Below are 26,463 nucleotides of genomic sequence, written 5' to 3' on the forward strand. Positions count from 1 at the left end.
TACGACAGGCAGCTATTGGCCGGTTAGCGACCGTCTCTCTGATTAGCCATCCTTGTCTTTCCACACATGGAGGACTTGTCATGAACATCATCGCTACCTGCGGCCGTCAGCCCTGGAACAAAGGAAAACTAGTCGGGCAGAAAGCCCCACTCCGACTGAGAGATATCTGGGCCATCCGAGTAAGGCTTCAAATAGCGAAAAGAACCCGGGATCTGGCTCTCTTCGATCTGGCCATCGACAGTAAGCTTCGAGCCTGCGACTTAACCAAGCTCCGCGTGCGCGATGTCGCCCATGGCGAGCACGTATCATCACGAGCCATGGTGATGCAGCAGAAAACGCAGCGACCAGTGCAGTTTGAGATCACTGAGCAAACACGGTCAGCTCTCGTGGCCTGGATACGTCAGGCACAACTTCGCAGCGAGGACTGCCTTTTTCCTAGTCGGCTACATACCTCAGACCATTTATCCACTCGTCAATACGCTCGTATCGTCAAAGGCTGGGTGAAAGCCGTAGGCCTTGATCCAGCCATGTATAGCACTCACACAATGAGACGTACGAAGGCATCACTAATCTATCGCAGAACGAAGAACCTACGCGCGGTTCAGTTGCTGCTCGGCCATACGAAGCTGGAAAGCACTGTTCGATATCTGGGGATTGAGGTCGATGACGCCCTGGAGATGGCGGAACAGACTGAGGTTTGATCATGCATAGCGACGGTCGAAGTCAGGCCGTCGCTAACCGGCCATAAGCAGCCCGTGGCCATTGGCAGAAGTCGGCCAGAACTAAACCCTAGCCCTAGCCCCTAGACATCCGGGCGAGGGGTCTGACAAAGTTTCCAGAACACTCGAACAGGACTTCCTGCAATGGATTGCACGCCGACACTGGATACCCCACGCCTTACCTCTCACACCCTTGCAACTGGCCGATACCACGGCGATACGCGGAGCGAATGGCTTGCTCGCAACACGTAAGTTTCGCCTAGGCTCACCAGTTGCCAGCCATAGATTTGCTATCAACGCTATTCTTAAACCCAAACGGGCACTGTGAGCAATTGCGAGTGAACTACTTTCTAGCGCAAGCACAAAATAACCAGTGGGCGAATCGGCGATTACTTTCGGCATGTCTTGCGTTGAGTTATGAGGAATACGTCGCCATGCGGACAGGCTTTTTTCCTTCCATAGAGCGAACACTGCTCCATATTCTCGACGTAGACCAATTCTACCTGGCGGCGTTGAATTCTGATTTTGAGGCGCAAAATCAAGTGCTGCTTGAGAACATGTCGCTGGAGCAGATCGTAAGGCTTCAATCGGCCTTGGACGATAAACTGATAGCGTTTTGTGAGCGGTTGGATCAGCCTGCATTAAGCCAACGTGTAGGCGTCGCAAGGCCCCAAGGAATCGTCATGGAGCACATAGACCGGCTGCTACTGCACGTGTTTCAACATCAGATCCATCACCGGGGACAGGTTCACACAATGCTGTCGGGCACCCGTGTCGCACCGCCGCAATTAGATGAGTTCTACCTGGACGGAGATGCTGAGTTACGAGAAAGCGATGAGGTGCAGCTAACGTTTCCTTCGAATAGCATGCTCAGGTGAGTGAACGCTATCGGCCATTTTTGCCAGTCGGCACGGGCTGCTTTTGGCCCAGATTGTGTAAAAACGCTTCGCCAAAATTGAAGTGTGCGCGCCTACGTCAAATCTGAAATTTATCGGCACGTCAGCAGATATGGATTTCGCGTAGAAACGCGATTTTCAGTCAGGTTTTGAGTAGCTGTCGCGCTCAAAACTGTTTTTACACAGCCTCGGCCGGAAGCTGCCATTTCGGTTCGGCCAATCCTGAGGCGTCGCCGACCGCCTCACTTGCGCGAAGCGACTTCGGAGTTCGAACGCCGCTACGCGAAAGTGGTCCAGCGATTGAGGCATTAGGCAGTTGATCAAAAAAGCATCCGCCTGTGGGCTTTCACCACTTATACGTAACCGAACCAATCAAGCTACGTTCATCGCCATACCGGCACGTGGTGTTGCAGTACAGATATTTCCTATCAAACAGGTTCTGCGCTTTAGCCTGCAGTTGCCAATTGCTGTCCACATCATAACTAACCAGCGCATCTACCAGCGTATAAGCCGGAATCTTTCCGTCATAAACACTCGGTGTAGTCCGCGTAGTCCCTATGTACCGGGCGCCAGCCCCCACGCGCAGGCGCTCCAGGCCGAGGCTCGCCAGCCGGTAGCTAGCCCACAGGCTCGCGGTGTTATAGGGCACGCCCTCGATGCGTTTGCCGACGTTGCTAGCGGTTTGATCTTCCAGCACGTGGGTATCTGTGTAGGCGTAGCCGACACTCAATTGAAGGTTTTCGGTAAGGTTGCCTTTAGCTTCTAACTCCAAGCCTTTGGAGCGGGTCTTGCCGTATTGCACGTAGGTGTTGGTGAGGCTGTCGAGGCTCAGCGAGTTGTCCTGGTCGAGCTGGTAAACGGCGGCGCTTAGTAGAGTATCGGTGCCGGGCGGCTGGTAGCGCAGGCCGATTTCGTATTGTTCGCCTTCCAGCGGGGCAAAGGCGTTGCCGAAGGCCGGGTTGCTGACGCTGGCCGGCTGGAATGATTGGCTGTAGCTGATATAGGGCGCCAGGCCGTTGTCCGCGAGGTAGACCAGACCTACACGGCCGGTGGCTTTTTTGTCGTTGCGGGTAGCACGGGCGTCGGTGGCAAAGGTGGTGGTGACGCTCTCAGCCCAGTCCTGGCGGCCGCCGAGCAGCAGTACCCATTTGTCGTCGAAGGTGATCTGGTCTTGCAGGTAGATGCCAGCCTGGCTGCTGTGCAGGTCACTGCCGGTGTCGGCAGCAGTATTCGCGCCGACACCGGTGTATTGCGGGTTGGCCAGGTTCAACGACGGTGCCAGTTGGGCAAGGGTCGAGCTGATAAAGCGGTGCGAATCGTAGGTCTTGTGGTAGTAGTCCACGCCCAGCACCAAGTCGTGCTGCCAGCGCCCGCTGTCGAAGGTGAAGTTGAGGTTATTGTCGCTGGTCCAGCCAGTGGAACGCTCTTCGCGGGCGCTGTAGCGGCGCAGCAGTCGGCTACCACTGACAGACACGGGAATCAGGTAGTCCCAATTCGTATTGGCCTGGAAGTAACGAAGACTGTGGTTGACGGTGAGGTTGTCGTTGAAGCGGTGCTCGAAGAGGTAGCCGAGTGTGTCCATGCGGTTGGTGAAGTGGTCGTAGCCGGGTTCACCCACAAACTGATTGCGGCCGATCTTGTAGCCGGCGGTGTTGCTGTAGCTGCTAAGCGCGTAGCTCATCGGCGGCGAGAAACCGGTATAGGTGTCCTGGTGGCTGGCGAGGACGGTCAGCGAGGTATCGTCGTCTGGTTTCCAAGTCACGGCCGGGGCGATGTAGCGACGATCATCATCGACGTGGTCAACCTGGGTACCGCTGTCGCGCCAAAGGCCGGTCAAGCGGTAGCTGAACTGGCCTTGGTCATCCAGAGGGCCGCCGAGGTCGATGGTGTATTGGCGACGGTCGTAGTTGCCCAGTTCCAGTCCGATTTCGTGCAGCGGCGTTTCGGTAGGACGCTTGCTCACGGTATTGATCATGCCGCCCGGTGAGAGCTGGCCATACAGCACGGACGAGGCGCCCTTGAGTACCTCGACGCGTTCCAGACCATAGGCTTCGACACTGCCGTCGTAGGGGTTCGATTGCAGTTTCATGCCATCACGCAGGATGCCTCCGGTACCGGCGCCGACGTTGAAGCCGCGCAGGGTGTAGTCGTCGGCCGTGCGGCTGAAACTGGCGGGCTGGCTGCTGAATCCGGGGGTGTATCTGAGCGCGTCGGAGAGGTTGTCGCTTTTGCGCGCGTTGAGTTCTTCGCGGGTCACCACCGACACGGATTGTGGGATTTTTACCAGTTCCGTGCGGGTTTTTGTGCCAACCGACGAACGTTGCGCCACATAGCCGACGTCGGCGCTTTCTCCGCCCTGTCGGGTTGCATCAATGTTGATGGCGTCCAGAGTCAGGCCGTCGCCGGTTCGTTGCACGCTCAAGGCACCGCTCGTGGTGACCATTACACTCAGGCCGGTGCCCGCCAGGCTCCGGCGCACCGCTTCACTCGCACTCAGGTGCCCACGCACCGCCGGTGCCTGGCGACCCGCCACATCCGCCGGAATAAACAGCACCTGCTGGCCACTCACCTGGCCAATGCCGATCAGAGTATTACTCACCGCGCTGGCGGGCAGGTTGAAGTCATAGGCGGTTTCGGCCGCCTGCAGGGTAAAGCTGGCCAAGCAGCCGGCAAACAGCGGCAAAAGGAGGTTGGGATGCATGAGCGGGCTCGCAGAAGTACGGAAACGAGTGCGCGGAATTCGCGCGTCTATCAGATATGTGACGCGAGTCCCGGATATTTTCAGGGTGTCAGGAAAAAATTCAGACACGCTCGATTCGCGTCCACACGCCCAGCCAGGTATCGATGCGCAACGGCAGCACATCCTTGAGCGCGGCCAGCGCGCCGCGCGTGTCATCCAGGGTGAACACCCCGGATATCCGCAACGCCGCCGCCGCTGCCGAAACGTGCAGCAGCCCTTGGTGGTACGGCGCAAGGTGCTCGATCACTTGGCCCAGAGACTGGTCATGCACTTCGAGCAGCCCTCTGGTCCAACTACGCTCGTCAACATAATGCGACGGCAGGTCCTGCCAACGGTTGCCATTGAATGCCAGGCCCTGTCCGGCAACGAGGTGCTGATTGTGATGGGGCGTGCGCAACTGCAAGGAGCCTTCCAGCGCCCACACTTGTGGCTGACTGGCCTGCATCGCCAGCAGGCACTGCCCACTGTCGAGCCAGACCTCGCCCCACGGGCATGCCAGCACGAACGGCCGCGCCGGATCGCTGCGCACCTGGGCCTGCACCGCGCCGCGCAACAGTTGGACATGACGCTGCTGAGGGTCGAAATTCAGATCGACGGAACTCTGCGCATTGAGTTGCAAGGTCGAGCCGTCATCAAGGGTGAACGTTCGGCGTTGGGCGGTCGATGTGCCCAGGTCGGCGCGCAAACGTGCGTGTAACGGCCCACCCGGCATGGTCAACAACTGCCCGCCGACAGCCAGGGCACCCAAGCCGAGAGCGCCACGCAGCATGCGACGACGACTGTACCCGGCGTCGCACAGCGCATGGATGGCGGCCTGCTGCTGCACCAACGGCGTCACGCTTCGGTTCAACTGCTGTTGCAGGGTCTGCCAGGCGCGCAGATGACTCGGGTCGGCGGCCAGCCACACAAGCAATTGCTGCTGATCCTGCTCGGTGAACACACCCGAAGCACGCCGCGCATACCACTCGATCGCCTGCGCCGCCGCCGCGGACACCGTCGTCACGACGCACCCCGGTAACACGCCGTCAATCCCTGCACCACATACTGATGCACCCGCGTCACCGACACCCCCAACTCCTCGGCGATATGCGCGTAAGTCAGGCCATCGATCTGGCTATACAGAAACGCCGCGCGGGCCTTGGACGACAAGCCATCCAGCAACTGATCGACCGCCATCAATGCCTCCATCACCACCCAATGCTCCTCGGGCGAAGGCGCGGTCGGCTCGGGCAGGGAAGCGAGGGCGTCGAGATAGGCACGCTCGACATCATTGCGCCGCCAGCGGGCGAACATCAGCCGCTTGCCAATGAGGCTCAACAACGCCCGGGGCTCGCGAATGGCATGGGGATCCGGCAGTGCCACAACCTGAGCGAAGGTTTCGGCAGCCATATCGGCGGCATCCTCGCGGCAGTTGAGGCGCAGGCGCAGGCGTTCGAGCAGCCAGCTGTGGTGCTCGCCGAACAGGCGATGGAGCGCCTGCTGGCGGGGATCTTGGTTTGCCGGATGAGTAGGAAACACAGCGAGTGGCGTCCATGTTAATGAAAACTATTCGCAATGGTGGTGTGATTTGGGCCTGATTGCAAGGGTGGGTCGGGAGTGTTGGAGGAGAAGCGACTAATAATCGACGTTCGTAACCATCCGGGGGCGCACCTTTCTGAATGCGCCAGCGTTTTTCCTGCCCATCTGCTTCGCCCTGAATATGACGCCGGGACCTTACAACCTATTGTCTATCAGTCATCCAAAACGCTACGGATACCGCACATCATGCATAGCAGGTAGTGGCCGACCGCGGCCCTTCTTGCACAGGGTCATGCTAAACCTCCATCAACGGAGGTAATGACATGAACGCAAAAACTGCTACCTCGTATGGCCTACGCTTCACAATGAGCTGAGGCTGAATACCCGCGATGTGTCTCGCCCCTCTAACCAACCCGGACGTACATGGCGTCTCAGGTTATTGTCCAATCGCTAAAGGATAGCTTTGCGCATTGGCAGGAGAAAGCAGTTGATCGCTAGAGCCGACGTTAGGAGTAACTTAATGAATTCGACAATATGTAAGGCCATCGCCTGCATGGTAGCCATGTTTCCACTGCCCACATGGAGCAACGCGCTCCCTGACATCGTGGTGCTTGGTGACGACGCCCGTGTGTTATTGATGAAACAATGCACGCAGCCATGCCGTTCCGGCGCAAACAGCGTAGCGACTGCAGCGCTGGGTAGTGCCGCTTCAAGCGTCGCCTCCCTAGCCCAACGCGCGAAACATGCGGTAATTGTGGTCGACGCAACTCGAGGCCCGCTGCAAATTACGCGTGAACATATCCAGATCGCCCGGCAGGCGGGAGTGCCTAGCCTATCTTTATTGTTCGTCAACACCGACCAAGTGAAAGATAGCCAATTGCTGAAGATGGAAGAGCAGGAGGCCCGGGAGTTGCTGAGCGCCTATGATATGAACGGCGATCGCGCTGCGGTATTCAAGGCTAAGACGTTGCGGCGCGGTGGCGATGGGTTAAGCGGCGCACTTGATGCCCTCAAAAATACCCCGGATCGGCCAGAACAATCTCTCGCTTTTATCAACGGTCAGCAACTGGCGACGTTTATCTATCTGGTTACGCCGCAAGAGTCGGAGTTGACGTTGACACTGCAAAAAGATAGTCCCGTGACAGTGTGGATAAACGGATGTGTTAGCCAAGGACGCGTGTTGTCGACCCATGCCCTCAATCCTGGCGACACCGGCGATCTGTCCCTGCAACTGAGCGCGCCGGTTCCGGCGGCTGCCGGCTCACGTTTTTTGCTGGAGCGGGAGGGGAGAATTATAGCGTTGGGGGTGGTGAAGGGCGTCGGTGCAGGGTAGGGCAATCGGATTGCAGAGAAGGCTCCGGCGAGCGTCTGCTTCTGGCCGATGCACCGACTCCGATCAGGCTTGTTTGACGCAGTTGCGTAACATCAGCAGGCAAGCATCAGCAACGGCATGGGCAAACGGGGCGAAGCCCTCGGTATTAGCGGCGATGATGTGATCAGTCGCGCCATGGACGCCCGCATAAATGAGCAATGCCACAACGTTCGGGTGTTCTGGTGCCCAATTGCCGGCCAGCTTCCCCCCTTCAATAATCGCAAGCAATTGCTCGAGAATAGCGTTTTTCGAGCCGTTGGCACGATCATGATGATGGTGGTTTACGTAGACGATATCGTGGATACGATATGTCTTGACGTAGGTTTCGATGTTGGCGTGAATCCAGGCGCGAAGACGCTCTTCCCAATCGTCGGCAGCGCAGCGCGCCATTGCATTGTCCAGGCTGAGCATGAAGCGCTCGGTGTAACGCACGGCCAGGGCGTCAAGCATTTCGTTCTTGGAAGAAAAGTAGTGATAAAACGTGCCCTTGGCCACTTGAGCTGACTCAACGATTTCGTTGATGGTGGTGGCCTCTACCCCCTGGGCAAGAAAAAGCTTCTCGGCTGCCGCCATCAGTTCATCAAGACGTACTTCGGCGGGTTTGGTCCGGGGCTTGGGAGCACGTTCGGTCACCGGAGCTTTTACGGGGGCTTTGGTTTTCATCGTCTCGTTTCGAACAGGTCGTCAAATGAAATCAGTGTAAAGGAGGGAACCAATCGAGGTGGCAAAAAGTTGGAAAGCTCCATTGACCGACGGTCAGTCGGTTAATATCATGAGGCATGAACATTGATCGCTCTGCCTCAGATAACCCGGTCACCCGCCCCTTTCCACGCATAGCGGCGCTATGTGCAGCCTACTTGGGCACGTTTCTCGCCACGCTGGATATCAGCATCGTGAACGTGGCACTGCCGACACTGCAAGACGCGTTGCAAACGGATATTTCCGGTCTTCAATGGGGCGTCAATGCATACACGATCTGTTTGTCAGCCTTCATCTTGTCTTCGGGGCCCATCGCCGATCGTTATGGGCATAAGCGGGCTTGGCTGGCAGGTGTGGGGCTGTTTACTGTCGGCTCAGCAGTTTGCGCTATGGCATCCAACCTGGATTTACTGCTGTTCGGGAGGGCGGTGCAGGGAGTCGCCGGTGCGCTTCTGATCCCGGGTGCCCTGCCAATTCTCAGCCATGCATTTCCAGACGCTGAAGAGCGTGCGCACGTCATTGGTGGCTGGTCGGCGTTCAGCGCATTGGCGCTTATCCTGGGGCCATTGCTGGGTGGCTTGTTGCTCCATGGCATAGGTTGGCAGAGTATTTTTGTTATCAACCTGCCTCTTGGGATGATTGCCATAGGCCTGGGCATCTGGGGGATCAGGGAGCGCAAGCAGCAAGCGCGCACAGCGCTGGACCCGGCAGGGCAAGTGCTCAGCGTCGTGTGTCTTGCCAGCCTGACTTATGGGCTCATCAGTATCGGCCAGCCGGGCTTGAACCCTTTGATACCCATAGCGGCGCTGGCAGTTGCCCCGGTGGTGTTTTTTTTGTTTATGTTTGTAGAGCGGTGTGTAGATCGACCGTTATTGCCACTTTCGCTGTTTCGCAGGCGTTCGTTTGCCGTGGTCAACCTGGCCTCTTTTACCCTGGGTTTTTCGTACTACAGCTGCCTGTTCTTCTTCTCGATCTATTTACAGACGATTCAAGGCTTGTCGGTGGTTGAAACGGGTTGGCGAATGATGCCGCAGTTTCTGGTCACCGGCTGCGTGTCGATTTTGTACGGGCGCTTGAGCGCAGTGATGACATCGCGAAGACTTCTGGTGGCCGGTTATGGCGTGACGGCGCTGGCGATGTCTACCATGGTGACCTTCACAGCACATACCCCTTATTGGATTGTGGGCACCCTGTTCGGGCTTCTGGGGCTCGGAGCCGGTCTCGCAGTACCTGCCACCAGCATGGCGGTTATGACCGCCGCACCGATTGATCGTATGGGTGTGGCCTCTACCACGATGAACGCGTTGCGTCAGATGGGCATGACAATTGGCGTCGCCTTTTTGGGCACGCTCATGAGCAGCGAGGCGTCACGAGTGCTAACTGCCGCGTTGCGTGATCAAGGGGTAGCCAAAGCGCCTGAGATTGCGCGGTATGTGATTGCTCATGGTGTGGCATCAAGTGACTCGCTGATTGTTTCTGCACTTTTTGTTCCCGCGATGGAGCACGGGTTTCATGTGGCAATGATGGTTTCCGGGCTCGCCTGTGCACTGGTGGCCCTGATGCTGTTAATCACCTCTTTTGACGCCGACACCTTGCCATCGCCCCCACCGAAACACACAGATGGCGGCTGACTTTGCTTCAGAGTGGAGCCAGCCTTGAAATTCACCTGCAGTTCTGTGGTCTGTACAACAATCCCGTAAAGGACTGTTTTATGTCTATTCGCCGTACCCTCTGTTTCCTGACGCTGCCATTGTTCGCAGGTTGCCAGTATTTGCCCCACACCAACTACTTCACCGCGCCCGAAAACGAGCCCAACCCTGCCTGGGTACGTATCGTCGACTACACGCAGCACGCCGAAATTTACCAATACGAAAACGGCAAACGTTCGGGCGGCGCCGTTCGCACCGGCCCCCTGCCGTTCACCCACACACAAGACGTGGGCATGCCCAAGGCAGGGCAAGACCTCACATGGGACTATTACGAAACGCGGATCCGACCCGGTATCGAAACGCAGGTGGATCTTTTCTGGGAGGGATCACGCACTCGCTCCTGCCACATCTCGACGAAGTTTACTCCCCAAGCCGGCCTCTATTACCAGTTCAGGCTGACATCCGGCTCATCAGGCAGCTGTAGGGTGCACGCATCGCTGATTGAGCGCGACACAGAAGGAAACGGTTGGCATCTCAAGCCGAATCCGCAGGTGACCTACAACGGTGATGGACCGACGGCCCAAACCTATTACCAGAACAGTAGGTTCGAGGACCCCGATTATCATCCACCTGAACCTCTGTATCCGGGGATGGACATTTACTAGACAGGTGCACGACTACAAGGAATCGTTAATTGGCTAGCGCGAAATACTTCCGAACGCTCGGCGAGCGAGCCTCAGAAGATGTGTTCGCATGGGCGGCATTTGTCGAGCAAACAGAATTCCAGTGGAAAGACACAGCGTCAGTCCAGGACGCCGTCGCCTAGCAGCGTATTTGGTTCGAGCTTGAAATACTCAACGGGCTTGCGTTGGCGCATTGGGAGGATGAGGGAAAGCCTATTAACTGGTCGAGCCGCTGGAATACCGACTATCGACAAGAAGCGGCGGCCCTGGCGAATGACTTGCTGGAGCTTTTGTGCGATGCAGAATCATCTGGAGGCTGAACCATCACGCTGGTCTCACGCAAAGTGCCCAGAAGTCGGATTGCGGCGAACAACGACCCGACCGTCAGCTCAATAGGCATCTAAACCGCTCTTCAGGGAATTCCTCTGCAAAAATCGCGTCGGCTTTCAGCAGCACACCCTCAAATATGCCAGCTTATCCATCCCCATCCGCGCGCTTGTGCAATAGAGCATTTTATAAACCGCTCACACCGTATTGTTCCTCACTGCGTTGATGCTCTTTTGGCTGATACTGCGCGTCGAGGTTGTAGAGTGATCACGGGATGACTGCTTCTGGCTGGGTTCTGCCTATCGCCCCCGCATTTTATCGGAAATTCTCTGCCGGTCATGGCATCAGTTAATTCCGTGGAGCGCTCTTCCATGATCGAGCGTATAGCTCCAACAGCCCCGCCCAGTGCAAGAGCGAGCCCAGCTCCCAGAAGCAGCGTTCGCAGCTTTAGAGTCAATTGAGATTGTTAGGCGTTCGAGGTCAAAGTCTGGGATTCAACTGACCCAGAATGGCATTAATTTGGTGCGCCTGGCTCACCAAGGTGCTTGCATCGGAAAGATGTGCATAGGAAAAATCAATGATCTGTTTTCTACCAGTCTAATGTCACACTCAAACACTTAACCGGATATTTCTTCGCGTATCTCGTGGCACTCTTCACGTTTGACACAGACCGAAGAAGAAATATTCTGTAACATCTGCAGTCACTTTTATTCTAATTCTCCTAACGATTCGATCGTCTGAGAAATAGCCACCCCGTTAACTATTAGAATGTGAGTAATGATGGGCAAGCGTGTAGAGAACTGCATATTTATATTTGCTGTTGGCATGCTGTCAATTTCCGCAAGTGCTGACTGCTCTTTTGTTAGCAGTAAAGGGGTTGATAACTTTGCTTATAAAGTGTCTAAAGAAGATTGCAAGCTTATAAACTTTAATGGCGAGAGCGTGGTGACCATTCATGTTGAATATCCTGCCATGAAGTTAGTTAGCTATAAAAATAAGACTGACAATGTCGTAACATTGAGAATATCACCGATCAACGTTCCACCGTTTGATATAAATCGCTCTTATTCCGACATGAAAGTCATAGGCTCTGTAGATGGGGTGGATTTATTAAAGGGTAACGAGACAACCTACAGGCGAGCCGGTAGCGATGGAACGAATGCATATATTGTCAAGTGGCAAGCCATTTTTGTGGGCAAAAGAGCTTACAAAGATAAGTTGATGGTTCAATATACATTCAATCACAAGCTTTCAGACATAAAAAAGGTCGATGAGTTTGTTTTAGACTTCTTAAATAATTTTATGACTGATTAGGTTGAGGCTAAAGACATGATACAGCTTCCCCTCTCGAATGCTGACATTGACTTTTTAAAAGGCAGGCTATCTGTATACGATTACGCAGGTGGGTACCACTACCTATACGATCTAGTCCAAAAAGCCATTCCCAATGAAAAAGACGAAGTTGCGAGAGATCAATTATTAATGACCGCGAATTGGCTTATTTCAGCCAAGTCCATTAATAACGTGGACGGTGCTTGGGTGAGTGAGATGGTTCTGCACTCCATGAAATATGCAGTTGAGCAGTCCGGGAGAGACTTTACTGGGGCAATGTATCAAAATGCTTCTAATGAATTGGCTCGAACCGTGTTTAGAGATTTCATCGACGCCAAGGGTATTTTGCCCATTCAAGAAGTGATCGATAGAGACGTTAAAGCGGCAGTGGAGGGGTTAGGCCTACAGCCATGGCAATGGGGAGGAACCTTTGGAGATGTTTTCCCTATATGGATGGGGGGATTAGGGCACGATTTTGTTGAGGTGCCAGGCGATACTTTTCTTGAAGCCATGGATAATTGGACTACTGTAATAGTACAAAACGTCGCTGCGATGGGGATGATTTTCGAGAAGCACTTTGGTACTGCTTCAATGATTATACCTATCGCAGCAAAGGCTCTCCTGAGTGACTTGCTCGCCGGTGACGAAGAAATCAATATTTCGCTTCCAGTTATAGAGGATAGCGGTGCTAGTGGCGGTGTAGGTGGCGGGGGCAATGGGGTAAGTGGCTTGACTTCAGCGTCCGATGGTTATGGAGCCGGAGGGGGAACTCCAGTGACAAATGGTGACCCTCCCTCCGCAAGTGTCGATATTTTTTTAGAAAGCGTCGGTGGACTTGAGTACATCAGTCCGGAGAAAATTGCAGCAATGAAGTGCAAGTTGGAGGGCAAAGTCGATCCTCTGATTCTGGATCTGGAGGGTACGGGCGTAAAGCTTACAAGTGCTTATGATTCTCCTGTTAAATTTGATATGAAAAATGATGGTCAGAAGATCCAAACTGGTTGGAGCACAGCTACGGAGGGTATTGTAGTCATGGATCTCGATAAAAATGAAAAGATTGATAATATATCGGAGCTCTTTTCAGAATATTTTGGTGCTGCACAGGGTAGTTATGGGGAGGCGAGCATAAAAACCTTCGAGAACGCTTTTTTTGCGCTACTTAGTCTAGATACAAATAATGATGCTGTATTTGATAGCCAAGATGAATCCTGGGCTGATGTGAAAGTTTGGATTGACGCCAATCATGACGGTCAAAGCTGGACAGATCTTGACCAAGAGTCCGGCATAGTGAGCGAGCTGTATTCATTAGACGAGCTTAGCATCTCGCGAATAGAACTAAATTTTACCAACCCGCTAGCAGATGTGCGAAATAAAAATGATATCGTTGCGGTGGGGCGATTTACTCAAGCTGGAGAGGTCAAAGAAGCCGTAGCCGTCAACTTTTCAACTGTAACTATTGAAGCGGTAGATATTACGCAATCAGGCTTGCCATCTAGTAGCAGTGATCTTTGGGTTGCATAAAAGGTGTCTGCTTAGGGGAATGCTCGGATCAACTTACCAAGGGGCAGCGGAATTGATGAGTATCCCCAGGCAGCACCATGATTAGCAGGAAAATGGCTCTTACATGGCGTATTTCGCTTATGACTCAGAATTGATACCAGAGATGCGGCTTCTGTGGGATTTCGGAGTTGAATGACAGAGTATGTACAGTGTATAGACGCCGCGCCAGATTCGTGACCTGGATGACCGCTATTGGCCCAGAGTGTGTAAAAACAGATCAGCCGACGGCACTGAACCAAGGATATCGTTGCTGGATCTGCTAAAAGTTTCCCTGAGTGAAGCTGACGGTTTTACGTGGCTCCGGCCGAATGTAGGCTTGAAAAATCGTTTAGTCGAACTCCACATCTGATGCGAGTTCTGGATACTCAATCTTCATGTCTGCAAGGCATTTTTGCATGAGCTTCGCATCCCCCGGCAAACGTCTGGATAAAGTATCCCACCCTGAAATTTTCAGTTGCGCGGGCATTTGCACTAGTCCTGTAATTGCGTCCCAGAAAGCATCCCAATTACAGCCGTACCAGCCGGGGAATCCGAGCGCAACCCTCAAGGTGGAATGGAGTTCATCGGAACTCGCCACACCACTTAAGTCAATCTTTACAACCTGTAAGCGGGTCATCGTCAGCACCTCAAAAATTGTTCACCGGTGAGAGGGGTCACTGAAGTCTGCTTCTGCTATGGAGCCTATACCTCCACGCACCTTTGCTATGATTTCCGAGGGAGCTAACTCAGGGATTGTCAATGAAGCGCTTCATCCAAGGCGAACATCGCGGCCAAAGCAACTTGCTTCCCGAGGGCCTTGACGACTACGTCAGCGATACCAATCCGGTGCGTGTAGTTGACGTTTTCGTCGATGAACTCGACCTGGTCAAGCTGGGTTTTGACGGTGTCATACCGGCAGATACGGGCCGGCCAGCTTATCATCCCGCGATCCTGCTGAAGATTTACATCTATGGCTATCTCAACCGCATTCAGTCGAGCAGGCGCCTTGAGCGAGAGACGCGGCGTAATGTCGAATTGATGTGGCTGACCGGGCGATTGACGCCGGATTTCAAGACCATCGCCAACTTCCGAAAAGACAACAGCAAGGCCATCCGAGGAGTCTGCCGTCAGTTCGTCGTGCTCTGTCAGCAGCTAGGATTGTTCGGAGAGAATCTGGTTGCCATCGACGGCAGTAAGTTCAAGGCCGTCAACAATCGTGACCGCAACTTCACCAGCGCCAAACTAAAGCGGCGATTGGAAGAAATTGAATCGAGCATCAGCCGTTACCTGACTGCGCTCGATGCTGCCGATCGGCAAGAACCAACTTCCTCTGAGCCCAAGTCCGTGCGATTGGAAGAAAAAATCGCCAAGCTGAAGACTCAAATGAAGGAGCTTCAAGCAATCGAGATTCAGCTCAACGAGTCACCGGACAAACAGGTCTCACTGACCGATCCAGACGCCCGCTCAATGATGACTCGCGGCACTGGAATCGTCGGCTACAACGTGCAGACAGCGGTCGATACCCAGCACCATTTGATCGTTGCGCATGAGGTCACCAACGTCGGTTCCGACCGCGATCAACTCAGCTCGATGGCCAAGCAGGCCCGCGACGCGATGAATTCAGGAACACTGTCGGTAGTGGCCGACCGGGGTTACTTCAAAAGCGAAGAAATCCTGGCTTGTCACGATGCAGGCATCAGCGCTTATGTGCCCAAGCCGATGACCTCTGGAGCCAAGGCTGACGGACGCTTCAATAACGATGCCTTCATCTATGACGCGGCAAAAAACGAATACATTTGTCCGGCGGGAGAGGCGTTGATCTGGCGCTATACCAACGTTGAAAAAGGCCTGAAGTTACACCGCTATTGGAGTTCGAAATGCCGGGGCTGTGCAATGAAACCGCAGTGCACACCGAGCACGGAACGACGGGTTCGACGCTGGGAGCATGAAGCCGCACTGGAGGAAATGCAGGACAGGCTGAGCAATGCGCCGGAAATGATGCGGATCCGAAAACGGACGGTTGAACATCCCTTCGGGACGCTCAAGCAATGGATGGGGGCGACGCACTTCCTGACCCGAAATCTTGACGGGGTGAGTGCAGAGATGAGCCTGAATGTGCTCGCCTACAACCTGAAACGGGTCATGAAAATCATCGGCACCACTGGCTTGATGAAAGCGTTAACGGCGTAAAACCGGTTTTTTACCCCATCCAAAGGACGTTAAGAGGCTACTGAGCCGTTTTAACTGTTCTTGGAAACGTCGTGGCCTTGATCAGTTTGCAAAACCCGAGCACGGTCTCCTGGCGTCACTATAGAAAACCCGATTTAGCGTTTTTACACACTCTGGGCCGAAAGCGGACTGACGGTAAGGTTAGCTGCTGTGAAAGTCGGCCCGTATTAGCTCACGATCTTTTAAACCGGTAATGACCATCAATCGGTTCAGTTGGACGCCAAAAATAGCAATTAGCTACTATGCCGCCGCATTCATAGAGCGACTCCGCTTCAATCGCTGAACAAAACCTGCCCTGCCCCAAGCCGACGGCTCGAAGTGGCATAGCCTCCATCGATTCAAAACCAATTTTCTGCCTATCCATGAATGCGACAAGGACTGTTCAATGCACCACGATAAGGACGATCCTAAAGGCTACTACGCAGTCTTGGGTCTAACATCGATCGTCAGCGCCGAGCAGATCAAAACGGCATACCGCAGACGCGCCATGGAGCTGCACCCTGACCGCAACCCTCGCAACAACACGACTCAGCAATTTCAGTTTTTGAATGAGGCGTACGCAGTGCTTTCGGACCCGGCTTCCAAAGCCGATTACGATACTCAGACCACTCGTAGCAGGGCCGTAGAACCCGAGACGTCTAAAGTACCAGATCCCATCGTGTGCTCCGTCTGCGCCAAGGTATCAGCCCAGCCACGAGTAGTGGTGTTCCGTTCCGTGAAGAGCTTACTCTTACTAACAATTCGTAAACCCATCGTTGGCGTGTATTGCAGTCCCTGCGCCCAAAAGCAGTCTCTCAAGGCGTCAGCAACCAGTTGGCTGCTTGGATGGTGGGGATTTCCATGGGGCCCGCTGTATACGGTTCATGCATTGGTCACCAACATGTTCGGTGGATCACATCCACCGCTGGAGAACGCCAGAATGTTGGGTTACCAAGCATATTACTTCTACTCAACCTGTCGTCCAGACCTAGCACGGTCAATCGCCCAAAACGCGTTAACGTACTGCAAGAAGATCCCTAAGACGCTTGGCCGCACTGAGGCAGGGATCAACGAAAGAGATAGCCTGACCAGCAACCTTGAAGCCTTCATAGACGAACTTGGCGGCGACAAAGACAATCGTTTGAAGAGTAGTTGGAGTTTCATTCACAGCCGATTCTTCATCCATCTCGGCGCTATCGCTACAGTGGCTGCGGTGATCATTATCACGGTAATGAATTCGTCCGGAGCGCATTATTCCGCTCCGCGTGGTCCGATGCCGTATTCCGCTCAGGCCGATCCATCGGTTACAGCTTCTAACGGCTCAGGCACCAACGCAGCTCAACGCCCTATAAGCGTTGCAAATCAGCGCGAGGCGGCCGCGAAGAAGCCGGCCTACGTGCGACAAAAAACGCGCCCAATGGCCGCCCATGGCCCCGTACTGCCGGTTACCTAGTAGATGCGCCACAAACGCACAAAGCCGGCCATTCAGAAGTAACCATCGACAATGGGCAAAACAACTCAGACGTGTTTCTAAAACTCGTCTCCCTACAAGGCGCGGTAGCCAGGCCGGCAAGGCAGATTTACATTCCTGCACGAAGCCGCTTCACCATCAAAAATCTCACTGCTGGTGCTTATGACGTTCGGTATCGCGACCTGACCTCTGGGGGCCTTTCACGCTCCGAATCAATGACGATCACTGAAACCACCAGCAGCCGGAACATCCAATACAGCGCAATCACGCTCACGCTCTACAAAGTTGCTAACGGCAACACTGCGACATACGGCCTTTCAGAGGACGAGTTCTAGATAGATCTGGAATAAGTGCAAGACATGGCCATCCGGTTCTGCACCAATTGGCGGGTGCTGTTCCCAAAAGAACGCAGATACAGCCGAGCAGAGCCCAGCCAGCGCCGGTGACCTCTCGTTCGTCGGTGTCGACTACCACGCGCTCATCTGCAACGAACGCTTGCCCGAGCTGCGGCGCTTCCATGGTTCGTCGTACCGCACGTAAGGGGAAGCATGCGGGGCGTCAGTTCTGGGGGGCTCCAAGTTTCCCGTATGTAAAGGCACGAGAAGCTAAGGCTTGACTAACCGGTCAACTGCGCTTTGCGGCGTCTCCCGAAGTGGCGCAGGCGATGAGAGCGGCTAATGCAGTAAGCCGCCCAATTCACAGGCTTGTCGTGCCCCAAGAAGTAGTCCATGATTCTGTCCATAGATTGCGTTGTTGAACTTAAGAGTTCAACGTTTTCAAAGGGATAGACGTTTAGTAATAAGCTCGTTTCCCGCTCTAAGCATTAAGAAAAAGCCACTCAAACGAGTGGCTTTTTTTTGCCTGAAATTCACCAAACAGAAGCTTCGCGTCTTTTTCGTTTCTGCGCAAAACCACTGGCATCCGGGGTAATCCGCTACGCTCATGTACCTTTTCCTGGAAGACTCACCTCAAGGCACAGCCGCTCAATGAGGCACACCAGGTGATGCCAATTTTGATAGTTGGAGTTTCAGGCGTCGCTCATGGTTTCGCCTCAAGATGCGCGGCACCCGCAGCAATTGTCCCATTGTACTTGTGGCGTTTTTGACAAGCTTTTACTCGTCATGTCGTTGTTTTTTTACTATTATCGGTTAGCTGCGCACTCAAGGAAGAGAGGCTGAGTGCCTTGAGGCTGGTAGAAACTTTACCCTCGATCATTGAATGAGTTCTTACCTTTACCCCGAACGTAATGACTCAGCCAACCATAATTACCCCTTGGTGAAACCGATGAATAAAATTTGTGGCATCGTTGTATCGGTAGGGCTCGCCCTCTCTGGATGCGCTACGAAAACTCCAGAAAAACCTGGAGTGACTCCAGAACCTGTCGTCGTCCAGCAATCACCAGCTGAAGTCTCCACCCCTGCAGCCGCAAACCCATCTGAGGGTTATTCGGTGCGGTATGAGTCTGCCGCTGCTGCGGCCCCGGTCGCTGTCTCGCCCCATACGACTCAGCCAGAACCAGAAGCGAGCTCAAACATCTATAGCGCTGAGCAATGCCGCAAAGAGCTCGATGTTTTGAAGGTTTACAACAAGGCGTCGTACAATAAATACGAGGCGGAATACCAGGCAATCGCCAGCAAGACGGGTAAATACATGGAAATCAAAGACTCCATAAGCCCGGATATTAACGATATGGTGATGCCGGCTTATCAATTTCAAATTCGTGAGTTCTGCTTCCGAGTCAAGAGCCGTCTGACGCAGCTTGTGATTCGCCAAGCCAGGCAATGATTTCTTCAGGGCGCGATTTACGCCAGATGAGGGCACACTGAAAAAGACGCTACGGCGTCTTTTTTCGTTTCTGCGATAAACCGCTGAAGCCCAGGCTGGCGTTGTTTGTCCTCTGGCTATCTCAAACCTCACGTGTCGGTAAAATTATGAGGCTTGGCTAATCGTTCATGCCTGCTCTGGCTGGTGATAGCGCGGTAGCTCGATGTCCTGTGAAATTCAGATTACCTCGTAAAAAGTTTTATTGACTAAAATAAATTATCGGATAATTATTCCTGGGCATCTGCTGTCATGCAGAGTCATCTTCAGGGTTATCCCGATGAGTCAAACAATCGCGTCCTCGCTAGCGACTCTTTACGTCGAGGCAAACGAATCGTCATTGGCAACAGGCGTTGCCCCCTCACTGATGCAGGGCTTTCCTGCCGAACTGAAACACCGGGTGACGTGGCACAACTGGATGCGTGCGCCCTTCAACCAGTGGGGGTTCCGTAACCTGGCGCGGCTGCGGCCCTCCATTGATGTCGCGGCAGGCCCAGGTCCCGTGGGTACGCTCAAGGACGCGCCCAAAGCCCTGGAATCGCTGTGCTTTGACAGTGAATGTGGGCTGAGCATCAGCGTTATCGATCACCTTGTCGCCAGCCAGACCGACGCCTTTTTGGTGATGCAGGGCGACACGGTGCTGTTCGAGCGTTACTTCAACGGGCAGCGCGCCTGTGATCGACACATCATGTTCTCGGTGACCAAGTCGCTAATCGGCACCTTGGGCGAGCAACTGGTCACCGAGGGTGTACTCAGGCCCGAGTTGCCCGCTGCGTACTACGTCCCCGAACTGGCGGGCAGCGCGTTTGGCGATGCCACCGTGCGCCAGTTGTTCGACATGGCGGTAGGCATCGACTACAGCGAGGTCTATGACGATCCCAACTCAGAGAGTTCGCAGTACGGTTACGCCTGCGGTTTTCAGCCGGCGCCTGCGACTTACGCACAGTTCGAATCCCTGTATCAGTACTTGCCGTCCCTCAAGAAGCGCGGCAGCCACGGTGGGTTTTTCCACTATGTGACCGCGACCACCGAGGCCCTCGCCTGGGTCATGGAACGTGCCTCGGGCAAGGCCTGCAGTCAGATGCTGGAGGCGATCTGGAAGCGCTTGGGGTGCGACCGTGATGGTTATTTCATGGCCGATGCCTGGGGACGCAATGTGGCGGGGGCGGGCTTCAGCGCCACGTTGAGAGACATGGCGCGTTTCGGTCGGTTACTGGCCAACGATGGCCGTCACGACGGTCTTGAGTTGCTGTCGCCTGACACCGTGGCCCGAATCGCTGCCGGCGCCGATCCGGCGATCTATGCGCAGAATGACGAGTTTTCCAGCTGGACGCCGGGAGCGTCCTATCGCAGCCAGTGGTACGTGTTCAACGACCACAGCCAAGCGCTGATGGCCGGCGGAATTCACGGCCAGTACTTGTTCATCGACAAGCCCTCCGGCGTGGTGATCGTCAAGCAATCCTCCCTGGCGGAGGCGGTCGGCCCGTTCGATGCCGACAGCGTGCGCATGCTGCGCGCCATTGCCGCCCACCTGAACCACTGAAACTCGCCAAACAATAAGAGTCTTGCGTTCTATTCACCTGGCCCGCCCAGGTGTTGGCGGCGCGCTGCGTCGCCATTGACTGCCCTGTAACAACAATAATTCCACAGGAGCTTCTTATGGTTTTCACCAAGCGTTTTTCCCGGGCGCTCTTAGCGGTCGGCTTACCCTTGACCACCCACGTCGCGCTGGCGGGCTACACCTTTGAGGACGGCAATCTCAAGGGTGAAGTCAATCTCACGGCGGGCGGTGGCACGCTGTTTACCCGTGGCGTCAACTTCGGCAGTGGCCAGGTTGATGCCCGCAGCGGTAAAAATGGCGGCGCCAACATCAACTGGCAAGAGCTCTACGTCAAACCCGGCGTCAAGCTTGATTATGCGCTGCAACCCGACTTCAGCCTGCTGGCGGGCGGCTCCCTGGTGGCGGCCAGCACCTTCGGCGACGGCGACGCGGGCGGCTTCACCCGCAGCTCCGACGGCAAGGCCGCCGTCGAAGAACTCTACGCGGGTGTTCGAACCGGCGAATGGACGCTCACCGCAGGCCGCCAGAACTACATGATCGGTACGGGGTTCATCGTCATGGACGGCAACCTCGACCAGTACAAGGACGCCGCCTACTGGCTGGGGCCTCGCACCGCGTTCAAGGATTCGGCGATCCTGGCCTGGAACCATGGCGCATTCAAATCCCAGGCATTTACCTTGCGCACCGACGACGATTTGGGCGACTTCCGCATGACCGGCGTCAACCTCGATTACAACCTCGATGACCAGGTAACCCTAGGGGCGATGGCCATGAAGGTCCATGCCTTGGGGCCAAAAGGCAGCACGTTCCCGCGTCTTCGTGACGGGATGCAGGTCTACAACGTGCGAGCGCTCAACGCCAAGGTGCCCGGTGTGCAAGCACTGACGCTCAACGCCGAGTACGCCGTGGAGCGTGGCAGCGGCGAGGGTGCCGATTACGCTGCCAACGCCTGGTATGCCCAGGCCGACTACGCCTTCAGCACGCTGCCGCTGACACCGATCATCGGTTATCGCTACGCGAGCTTTTCCGGGGATGACAACCTCACCGACAACCGCCAGAAAGCCTGGGACCCACTGAGCAAAGGTTTTCTCGACTGGGGCACGTGGCTCGTCGGCGACGTGGTCGGCAATTACCTGCTGTTCAACAGCAACGAAAAGGTCCAGCAGTTCTCGCTCAAGACCCACCTCAGCGATACCGTGACCCTCGGCACGATTCACTACCAGTTCTGGCTGGACGAGAAAAACTACCTGGGCGCCGCAGTCAGTGAGCGGCGTTTTGCCGATGAGAGCGTGGTATTTGTCGACTGGACGCCCACGCCGTCGTTCTATACGTCGCTGTCCTATAACTGGGTCAAGCCACTGGCCGCTGCCAAGCAGGTCTTTGGCGATGACCAGACATTCAGTGCGCTGGAAATGTATTTCACCTATCGCTATTAAGTGCCGCGAGCCATCGTGGCCGCGCTGGAGTGTTTCATCATGAACAGGTTTTTGCGTCACACCTTGCTGGGTACGGTTGCCTCATTGCTGATCAGTGGCGTTTGCGTGGCTGAAGAACGAACCGTACGGATCTACAACTGGATCGAATACCTGCCGCCGGAAGTGCTCAAGAGCTTCCAGGAAGACACTGGCATTCGCCCGATTTACGACGTGTTTGACAGTGCCGAAACCATGGAGTCCAAGCTGCTGACGGGCAATTCCGGGTATGACGTGGTGTTCCCCGGCACCGCGAATCTCGGGCACCTGATCACCGCTGGCGCCGTCCAGCCCTTGGACCGCAAGCAGTTACCGAACTGGCAACACCTGGACCCGCAGTTCATGCAGTCCCTGGAAGCCGTGGGTGACACAGGCAATCGTTACGCCGCGCCGTACCTGTGGGGTACCACGCTGATCGGCTACAACGTCGACAAGGTGCGCAAAGCCCTTGGCCCCGACGTCAAAATGGACACCTGGGCCGTCATCTTCAAGGAAGAGAACCTCGCCAAACTCGCCAGTTGTGGCGTGGGTTTTCTCGACGCGGGCAACGAGATCGTGCCTATCGCCTTGCACTATCAGGGCCTGGACCCCAACAGCCAGAAACGCGAGGACTATCCGCTGGCCCAGGCGGTGATGATGAAAATCCGTCCCTACATCACCTACTTCAACTCGTCGCGCTACGGCATGGACCTGGCCAACGGTGATATCTGTGTGGGCGTGGGCTGGTCCGGCGGCGTCGCGCTGGCCAAGCAATTGGCGGATGCCGCCGGCAAAGGCGTCAAGGTCGAGATGGCACTGCCCAAGGAAGGTGCGCCGATGTGGTCGGACGTGATGATGATTCCGGCCAATGCTCCCGACGTCGCTGAGGCCCACGCGTTCATCAATTACATCCTGCGCCCGGAAGTGATTGCCCGCATCAGCAACAAGATCGGCTATCCCAACCCGAACAAGGACGCTACCGCACTGGTGGACGCGAATATCCGCAACAACCCCAACATGTACGTGCCGGAGGAGGCGCGCAAGACGCTGTTCGCGCTTGAACCGATTCCAGCCGCGATCGAGCGCATTCGTACTCGCACCTGGACCAACATCAAGACCAACCGCTGATCAGTGTGGCCCGGTGTGTGCGCGCCGGGCCTGGAGGGTGCCATGAGTGAACATTTGGACTTGCTGGATATCGCGCCCAACCTGCAGCGCGTGCTGACGTTGCGCGTGGCGATAGGGCCTGGCGTGATGCTGGGTGACAGCGTTGAAGGCGTGCGCTGCAACTACCCGATTGTGGGCGGTGATTTCGACGGGGTCGGTGTCAGAGGCCAAGTCCTGGCGGGCGGCGAAGACTTGTTTGTCTTGCGCCCGGATGGCGTCGGTCAGCTGGATGCGCGCTACAGCCTCAAAACCGACCAGGGCGAGTTGATCAACCTGCGGAACCGGGGTGTTCTGAACATGACTGAGTACGGGCGCCAACTGGAACGTGAGGGGCAGTGGCCGATTCCGGAGGCGGAATACCGCTGCACCTGCACGCCGGTGTTCCAGGTGCCCAAGGGACGATTGGATTGGCTTGGGCGTTCCAGTTTTATCGGCCTGGTGCATTACCCCAGTGTCGACCAAGTAGTGATTCGTTGTTATCGGTTTTACTGAGACCTTTGCTCCCGTGACGGCCTGACAGACGACTATCCTCACTATGATCACGCGTAACTGCCCCTCCGTCGTAGCTGTCGAGCGTAAGCGAGGCTGCGTCGGCGACACAGCCGATCCCAGGGTGTCAGTCAATCCGCCATGCTGCCAGGTCGGCCATGGATTCAAGCCTGCATGCCATAGAACAACAGCTCAGTAATACGCCTGACCTGCAGCGAGTGCGCGTCAATGTCCGGTTGCTCCTGATTCACCAGCCTGAACAGCTGCAAATGTGAATAGTCGTTCAACAGGAACGCCGCCAGTTCCACATCGAGTTGCGGGCGCAGCTTGCCGGCCAGTTGCAGTTCGCGCAGCAGTTGGCTGATCTCGGCCCTGAGCGCATCGTTCATGGCGCGGTAGCCGGCGGGTAATGCGTTGGTGCCGCCGAACAGGATCAGCGGCAGCAATTCTCGCCAGAGGCTGGGGTGCATGACTTCCAGTGCGTAGCCCGTCAGCAGCCGTTCCAGGTGGCACAGCGCATCGACCGGATCCTCGAAGTCATGGATCAGGCTGCGAGTGTCGGTGATTGCGCGCTGGTCGGCGTGGTGCAGGATTTCCAGGATGATCTCCTGCTTATTGCCGAAATACTTGAACACCGTGGGCGCCGACACGCCAGCCTGGCTGGCGATCTGCTCGATGGTGGTGTTCTGGAAACCCTGGCGCTCAAACAGTTCGATGGCCGCCTGGCTGATGGCTTGCCGGCGCTCGGCTTTCTGACGTTCACGCAGTCCGGTCACGGGTGCTCCTGGTCACGATTCAAAGGGGGCTCGATATGCCTGCAAAATACTTAATTGGGTAAAGCTTTTAAAGCACTAATTACCGTTCAAGAGGTTTGCCGCTGATGCTTCTTCAACCGATAGGCAAATTGAGCGCGGCTAAGCCCCACAAGCCTCGCCGCCGCCGCCAGGTTGCCGGCGTTCTGTTGCAGCGCTTCGGTGATCAGGCGTGATTCAAGGCCTTCGATGGAAAACCCCTGGTCCAACTGGCCGAGAGTGTCCAGCAGTGCAGGGCGCTGCGAGGGCGCGGTGTTGGACAGGCTGCCATGGTCGTCCAGGCCGTAAGGGTCCGCCGGCATCGGCTCATTGCGAAACAGGTGTACCAGATCAATGGCCTGGCCTTCGTCGCTGGCGATCAGGCCGCGCTCGATCAGGTTTTGCAGCTCGCGCACATTGCCCGCGAAGTCGTAGCGCAGCAGCACTTTCAGGGCGCGCATGGTCAGGCCCACGGGCGTACGGGCGTATTCCTGGCAGAAGCGGGTGAGGAATGCGTTGATCAACAGCGGGATATCATCGCGGCGTTCACGCAAGGGCGGCAGGGCGATGGGGTAGACATTCAGCCGATAGAACAGATCTTCGCGAAACGTGCCTTCAGCCACCGCTTTGCGCAGGTCGATATTGGTGGCCGCTACCACTCGCACATCCACCTTGATGCCCTGCACGCCGCCGACCCGTTCGATCTCGCGCTCCTGCAACGCCCGCAGCAGTTTGCTTTGCCCGGCCAGGCTGAGACAGGTGATTTCATCCAGAAACAGCGTGCCACCCTGCGCCCGTTCAAAACGCCCTGGGCGAGAGTGGGTGGCACCGGTGTACGCACCGCGTTCCACACCGAAGAGTTCAGCTTCGATCAGGTTGTCCGGGATGGCCGCGCAATTGAGCGCCACGAACGGGCCATCGTGGCGACGGCTGAGCTGGTGCAACTGGCGTGCGAACATTTCCTTGCCCACGCCGGACTCACCGCTGATCAGCACGGTGGCGGGCGTCAGCGCAACGCGTTGCAGGGCCTGCATCGCAGCGTTGAACGCCGCGCTGGCGCCCACCATGGGTTGAGACGGGCTGGAGTCGGCAATGCGGTCGACCGGGCTGTGGCGTGCGGGGGCGGCGGCGGTGTGGGTGATGGCTGAGGACACGTTGAGGTAACGCAGGTCCTGCTCGACGTCACCCCATTGTTCGGCTGTCTTGCCCACCACCCGGCAACTGCTGTGGCCCATGCCTCGGCATTCCACTTCACGAAAAATCACCAGTTGCCCGAACAGGCCACTGACAAAACCGATGGCATAGCCGGTTTCTGTCCAGCACACCGGGTCCTGCCCGATGCCGTACGCGCCCACGTGCTCATCGGCCTCGCAGGAGTGGTGCCAGAGAAACTCGCCTTCATAAAAGCCCGAGTCGGCGTCGAACTTGAAGTGCAGCGGCTCGACCTTGGTCATGCCCTCCAAGGTATGCAGATGCGTGCCGGCGCGGAACACGGCCGCCGCATCGGCGTGTGGCCAGCGCTCGCGGATCAGCCTGGCGTCCCGCGCACCGGAGGCGTAGCCGGTACGGGTGAACAGGCCACGCGCCTGCTCCAGGCCCAGGCGCTCGATGACTTCCCTGCGCAGGGCGCCGAACGAGGAACTGTGCAGCAGCAGCATGCGTTGGTCGTTGAGCCAGATCCGCCCGTCTTCGGGAGAGAAGAACAGGCAGTCGGTCAGTTCCGCAGGCGTCGGCGAGCTGCTGTCGCTGAGTTGGCGGCTGTCGCCCCGTGGATGGTAGGGCGCATCGGCTGGCGTGCTGTGGGGATTAGTCATTGTTATGCCCCTGCAAAGCGATTGAACGAAATGAGTAACTGCTCAGATAGTTACTAAACATAACCTTATCAATTGAACAAGTGCCAGCACCCCGGTTTTTGCCGCCAACCGGCGGCCGGTGAATAAGCTTTGTGCGAAAAGCCCCGGCCCAGAGCCCTCGATGGTTTATGTCAGCGCCGCCGTGCGCAAGCGGCACAGCCTTTGCTCAAGCCCAGA

General features: G+C 55.9%; 21 protein-coding genes. 14 read left to right on the plus strand and 7 right to left on the minus strand.

All coding sequences use genetic code 11. The annotated features are described in order from the left end of the window. The first annotated feature begins 80 nt into the window (after positions 1-80). Entirely contained in the window at positions 81-701 is a 621-nt protein-coding gene (locus DNK50_RS13790) for a tyrosine-type recombinase/integrase (protein ID WP_112194556.1), read from the plus strand. 356 nt (positions 702-1,057) lie between these two features. Continuing rightward, on the plus strand, positions 1,058-1,597 hold the full coding sequence (locus DNK50_RS13795) for a DinB family protein (RefSeq protein WP_112194557.1): 540 nt from the start codon (positions 1,058-1,060) through the stop codon (positions 1,595-1,597). A gap of 364 nt (positions 1,598-1,961) precedes the next feature. Here the strand turns inward: DNK50_RS13795 and DNK50_RS13800 are convergent, their stop codons facing one another. The 3 genes from DNK50_RS13800 to DNK50_RS13810 form a co-directional block, all read right to left on the minus strand. Then, a complete protein-coding gene (locus tag DNK50_RS13800) occupies positions 1,962-4,316 on the minus strand; it encodes a TonB-dependent siderophore receptor (RefSeq protein ID WP_112194558.1) in 2,355 nt (784 codons plus the stop codon). 100 nt (positions 4,317-4,416) lie between these two features. Next, positions 4,417-5,358, minus strand: a complete 942-nt coding sequence (locus DNK50_RS13805) for a FecR domain-containing protein (protein WP_256595600.1) — start codon at positions 5,356-5,358, stop codon at positions 4,417-4,419. Further along, positions 5,355-5,873 carry a sigma-70 family RNA polymerase sigma factor gene (locus tag DNK50_RS13810; RefSeq protein ID WP_112194560.1) on the minus strand — a complete coding sequence of 173 codons (519 nt, stop codon included), beginning with the start codon at positions 5,871-5,873 and terminating at the stop codon, positions 5,355-5,357. Before DNK50_RS13810 ends, DNK50_RS13805 begins: the two co-directional genes overlap by 4 nt. A gap of 520 nt (positions 5,874-6,393) precedes the next feature. Between DNK50_RS13810 and DNK50_RS13820 the strand changes: the two genes are divergently transcribed. After that, complete coding sequence (locus DNK50_RS13820) at positions 6,394-7,206, plus strand: GTP-binding protein (protein WP_112194561.1); 813 nt, start codon at positions 6,394-6,396, stop codon at positions 7,204-7,206. Between the two features lie 63 nt (positions 7,207-7,269). Here the strand turns inward: DNK50_RS13820 and DNK50_RS13825 are convergent, their stop codons facing one another. Continuing rightward, a complete protein-coding gene (locus DNK50_RS13825) occupies positions 7,270-7,908 on the minus strand; it encodes a TetR/AcrR family transcriptional regulator (RefSeq protein ID WP_112194562.1) in 639 nt (212 codons plus the stop codon). Positions 7,909-8,024: 116 nt separating this feature from the next. Here DNK50_RS13825 and DNK50_RS13830 point away from each other — a divergent pair, with 116 nt between their 5' ends. From DNK50_RS13830 to DNK50_RS13850, 4 genes are all read left to right on the plus strand, one after another. Beyond that, entirely contained in the window at positions 8,025-9,575 is a 1,551-nt protein-coding gene (locus tag DNK50_RS13830; RefSeq protein ID WP_112194564.1) for an MFS transporter, read from the plus strand. Between the two features lie 80 nt (positions 9,576-9,655). Continuing rightward, entirely contained in the window at positions 9,656-10,258 is a 603-nt protein-coding gene (locus DNK50_RS13835; protein WP_112194566.1) for a hypothetical protein, read from the plus strand. A gap of 1,125 nt (positions 10,259-11,383) precedes the next feature. Further along, positions 11,384-11,917 carry a hypothetical protein gene (locus tag DNK50_RS13845; RefSeq protein ID WP_162633377.1) on the plus strand — a complete coding sequence of 178 codons (534 nt, stop codon included), beginning with the start codon at positions 11,384-11,386 and terminating at the stop codon, positions 11,915-11,917. Between the two features lie 15 nt (positions 11,918-11,932). Continuing rightward, positions 11,933-13,456 (plus strand): hypothetical protein, encoded by a 1,524-nt coding sequence (locus DNK50_RS13850; RefSeq protein WP_256595601.1) that lies wholly within the window; start codon positions 11,933-11,935, stop codon positions 13,454-13,456. Positions 13,457-13,823: 367 nt separating this feature from the next. Here DNK50_RS13850 and DNK50_RS13855 read toward each other — a convergent pair whose 3' ends face one another. Continuing rightward, on the minus strand, positions 13,824-14,111 hold the full coding sequence (locus DNK50_RS13855) for a barstar family protein (RefSeq protein ID WP_105642014.1): 288 nt from the start codon (positions 14,109-14,111) through the stop codon (positions 13,824-13,826). 122 nt (positions 14,112-14,233) lie between these two features. Between DNK50_RS13855 and DNK50_RS13860 the strand changes: the two genes are divergently transcribed. From DNK50_RS13860 to DNK50_RS13890, 7 genes are all read left to right on the plus strand, one after another. Then, positions 14,234-15,664, plus strand: coding sequence for an IS1182 family transposase (locus tag DNK50_RS13860; protein ID WP_112194570.1), 1,431 nt, complete (start codon positions 14,234-14,236; stop codon positions 15,662-15,664). 424 nt (positions 15,665-16,088) lie between these two features. After that, positions 16,089-17,135: a J domain-containing protein gene (locus DNK50_RS13865; protein WP_256595602.1), complete on the plus strand. Its 1,047-nt coding sequence runs from the start codon at positions 16,089-16,091 to the stop codon at positions 17,133-17,135. Between the two features lie 1,236 nt (positions 17,136-18,371). Further along, complete coding sequence (locus tag DNK50_RS29145) at positions 18,372-18,938, plus strand: hypothetical protein (protein WP_244643838.1); 567 nt, start codon at positions 18,372-18,374, stop codon at positions 18,936-18,938. A gap of 316 nt (positions 18,939-19,254) precedes the next feature. Continuing rightward, positions 19,255-20,517: a serine hydrolase gene (locus DNK50_RS13875; protein ID WP_112194572.1), complete on the plus strand. Its 1,263-nt coding sequence runs from the start codon at positions 19,255-19,257 to the stop codon at positions 20,515-20,517. A gap of 116 nt (positions 20,518-20,633) precedes the next feature. After that, complete coding sequence (locus tag DNK50_RS13880) at positions 20,634-21,971, plus strand: hypothetical protein (RefSeq protein ID WP_099585062.1); 1,338 nt, start codon at positions 20,634-20,636, stop codon at positions 21,969-21,971. Between the two features lie 39 nt (positions 21,972-22,010). Beyond that, a complete protein-coding gene (locus DNK50_RS13885; RefSeq protein ID WP_112196938.1) occupies positions 22,011-23,114 on the plus strand; it encodes a polyamine ABC transporter substrate-binding protein in 1,104 nt (367 codons plus the stop codon). Between the two features lie 42 nt (positions 23,115-23,156). Continuing rightward, positions 23,157-23,645 carry a DUF3237 domain-containing protein gene (locus tag DNK50_RS13890; protein ID WP_099585061.1) on the plus strand — a complete coding sequence of 163 codons (489 nt, stop codon included), beginning with the start codon at positions 23,157-23,159 and terminating at the stop codon, positions 23,643-23,645. Positions 23,646-23,806: 161 nt separating this feature from the next. On the opposite strand, the gene DNK50_RS13895 is transcribed toward DNK50_RS13890, so the two are convergent. Both DNK50_RS13895 and DNK50_RS13900 read right to left on the minus strand, forming a co-directional pair. Continuing rightward, entirely contained in the window at positions 23,807-24,418 is a 612-nt protein-coding gene (locus DNK50_RS13895) for a TetR/AcrR family transcriptional regulator (protein ID WP_099585060.1), read from the minus strand. A gap of 86 nt (positions 24,419-24,504) precedes the next feature. Next, positions 24,505-26,247 carry a sigma-54-dependent Fis family transcriptional regulator gene (locus tag DNK50_RS13900; protein ID WP_112194574.1) on the minus strand — a complete coding sequence of 581 codons (1,743 nt, stop codon included), beginning with the start codon at positions 26,245-26,247 and terminating at the stop codon, positions 24,505-24,507. Positions 26,248-26,463: the final 216 nt, after the last annotated feature.

The sequence above is a fragment of the Pseudomonas sp. LG1E9 genome (assembly GCF_003290225.1).
GTDB classification, from domain to species: Bacteria; Pseudomonadota; Gammaproteobacteria; order Pseudomonadales; family Pseudomonadaceae; genus Aquipseudomonas; species Aquipseudomonas cyclaminis.

Bases quoted from the DNA above. Each gene is read 5' to 3' on its own strand.
- DNK50_RS13790 (WP_112194556.1), top strand. From the start codon at position 81: ATGAACATCATCGCTACCTGCGGCCGTCAGCCCTGGAACAAAGGAAAA.
- DNK50_RS13800 (WP_112194558.1), bottom strand. From the start codon at position 4,316: ATGCATCCCAACCTCCTTTTGCCGCTGTTTGCCGGCTGCTTGGCCAGC.
- DNK50_RS13820 (WP_112194561.1), top strand. From the start codon at position 6,394: ATGAATTCGACAATATGTAAGGCCATCGCCTGCATGGTAGCCATGTTT.
- DNK50_RS13825 (WP_112194562.1), bottom strand. From the start codon at position 7,908: ATGAAAACCAAAGCCCCCGTAAAAGCTCCGGTGACCGAACGTGCTCCC.
- DNK50_RS13830 (WP_112194564.1), top strand. From the start codon at position 8,025: ATGAACATTGATCGCTCTGCCTCAGATAACCCGGTCACCCGCCCCTTT.
- DNK50_RS13835 (WP_112194566.1), top strand. From the start codon at position 9,656: ATGTCTATTCGCCGTACCCTCTGTTTCCTGACGCTGCCATTGTTCGCA.
- DNK50_RS13845 (WP_162633377.1), top strand. From the start codon at position 11,384: ATGGGCAAGCGTGTAGAGAACTGCATATTTATATTTGCTGTTGGCATG.
- DNK50_RS13850 (WP_256595601.1), top strand. From the start codon at position 11,933: ATGATACAGCTTCCCCTCTCGAATGCTGACATTGACTTTTTAAAAGGC.
- DNK50_RS13855 (WP_105642014.1), bottom strand. From the start codon at position 14,111: ATGACCCGCTTACAGGTTGTAAAGATTGACTTAAGTGGTGTGGCGAGT.
- DNK50_RS13860 (WP_112194570.1), top strand. From the start codon at position 14,234: ATGAAGCGCTTCATCCAAGGCGAACATCGCGGCCAAAGCAACTTGCTT.
- DNK50_RS13865 (WP_256595602.1), top strand. From the start codon at position 16,089: ATGCACCACGATAAGGACGATCCTAAAGGCTACTACGCAGTCTTGGGT.
- DNK50_RS29145 (WP_244643838.1), top strand. From the start codon at position 18,372: ATGAGTTCTTACCTTTACCCCGAACGTAATGACTCAGCCAACCATAAT.
- DNK50_RS13875 (WP_112194572.1), top strand. From the start codon at position 19,255: ATGAGTCAAACAATCGCGTCCTCGCTAGCGACTCTTTACGTCGAGGCA.
- DNK50_RS13880 (WP_099585062.1), top strand. From the start codon at position 20,634: ATGGTTTTCACCAAGCGTTTTTCCCGGGCGCTCTTAGCGGTCGGCTTA.
- DNK50_RS13885 (WP_112196938.1), top strand. From the start codon at position 22,011: ATGAACAGGTTTTTGCGTCACACCTTGCTGGGTACGGTTGCCTCATTG.
- DNK50_RS13890 (WP_099585061.1), top strand. From the start codon at position 23,157: ATGAGTGAACATTTGGACTTGCTGGATATCGCGCCCAACCTGCAGCGC.
- DNK50_RS13900 (WP_112194574.1), bottom strand. From the start codon at position 26,247: ATGACTAATCCCCACAGCACGCCAGCCGATGCGCCCTACCATCCACGG.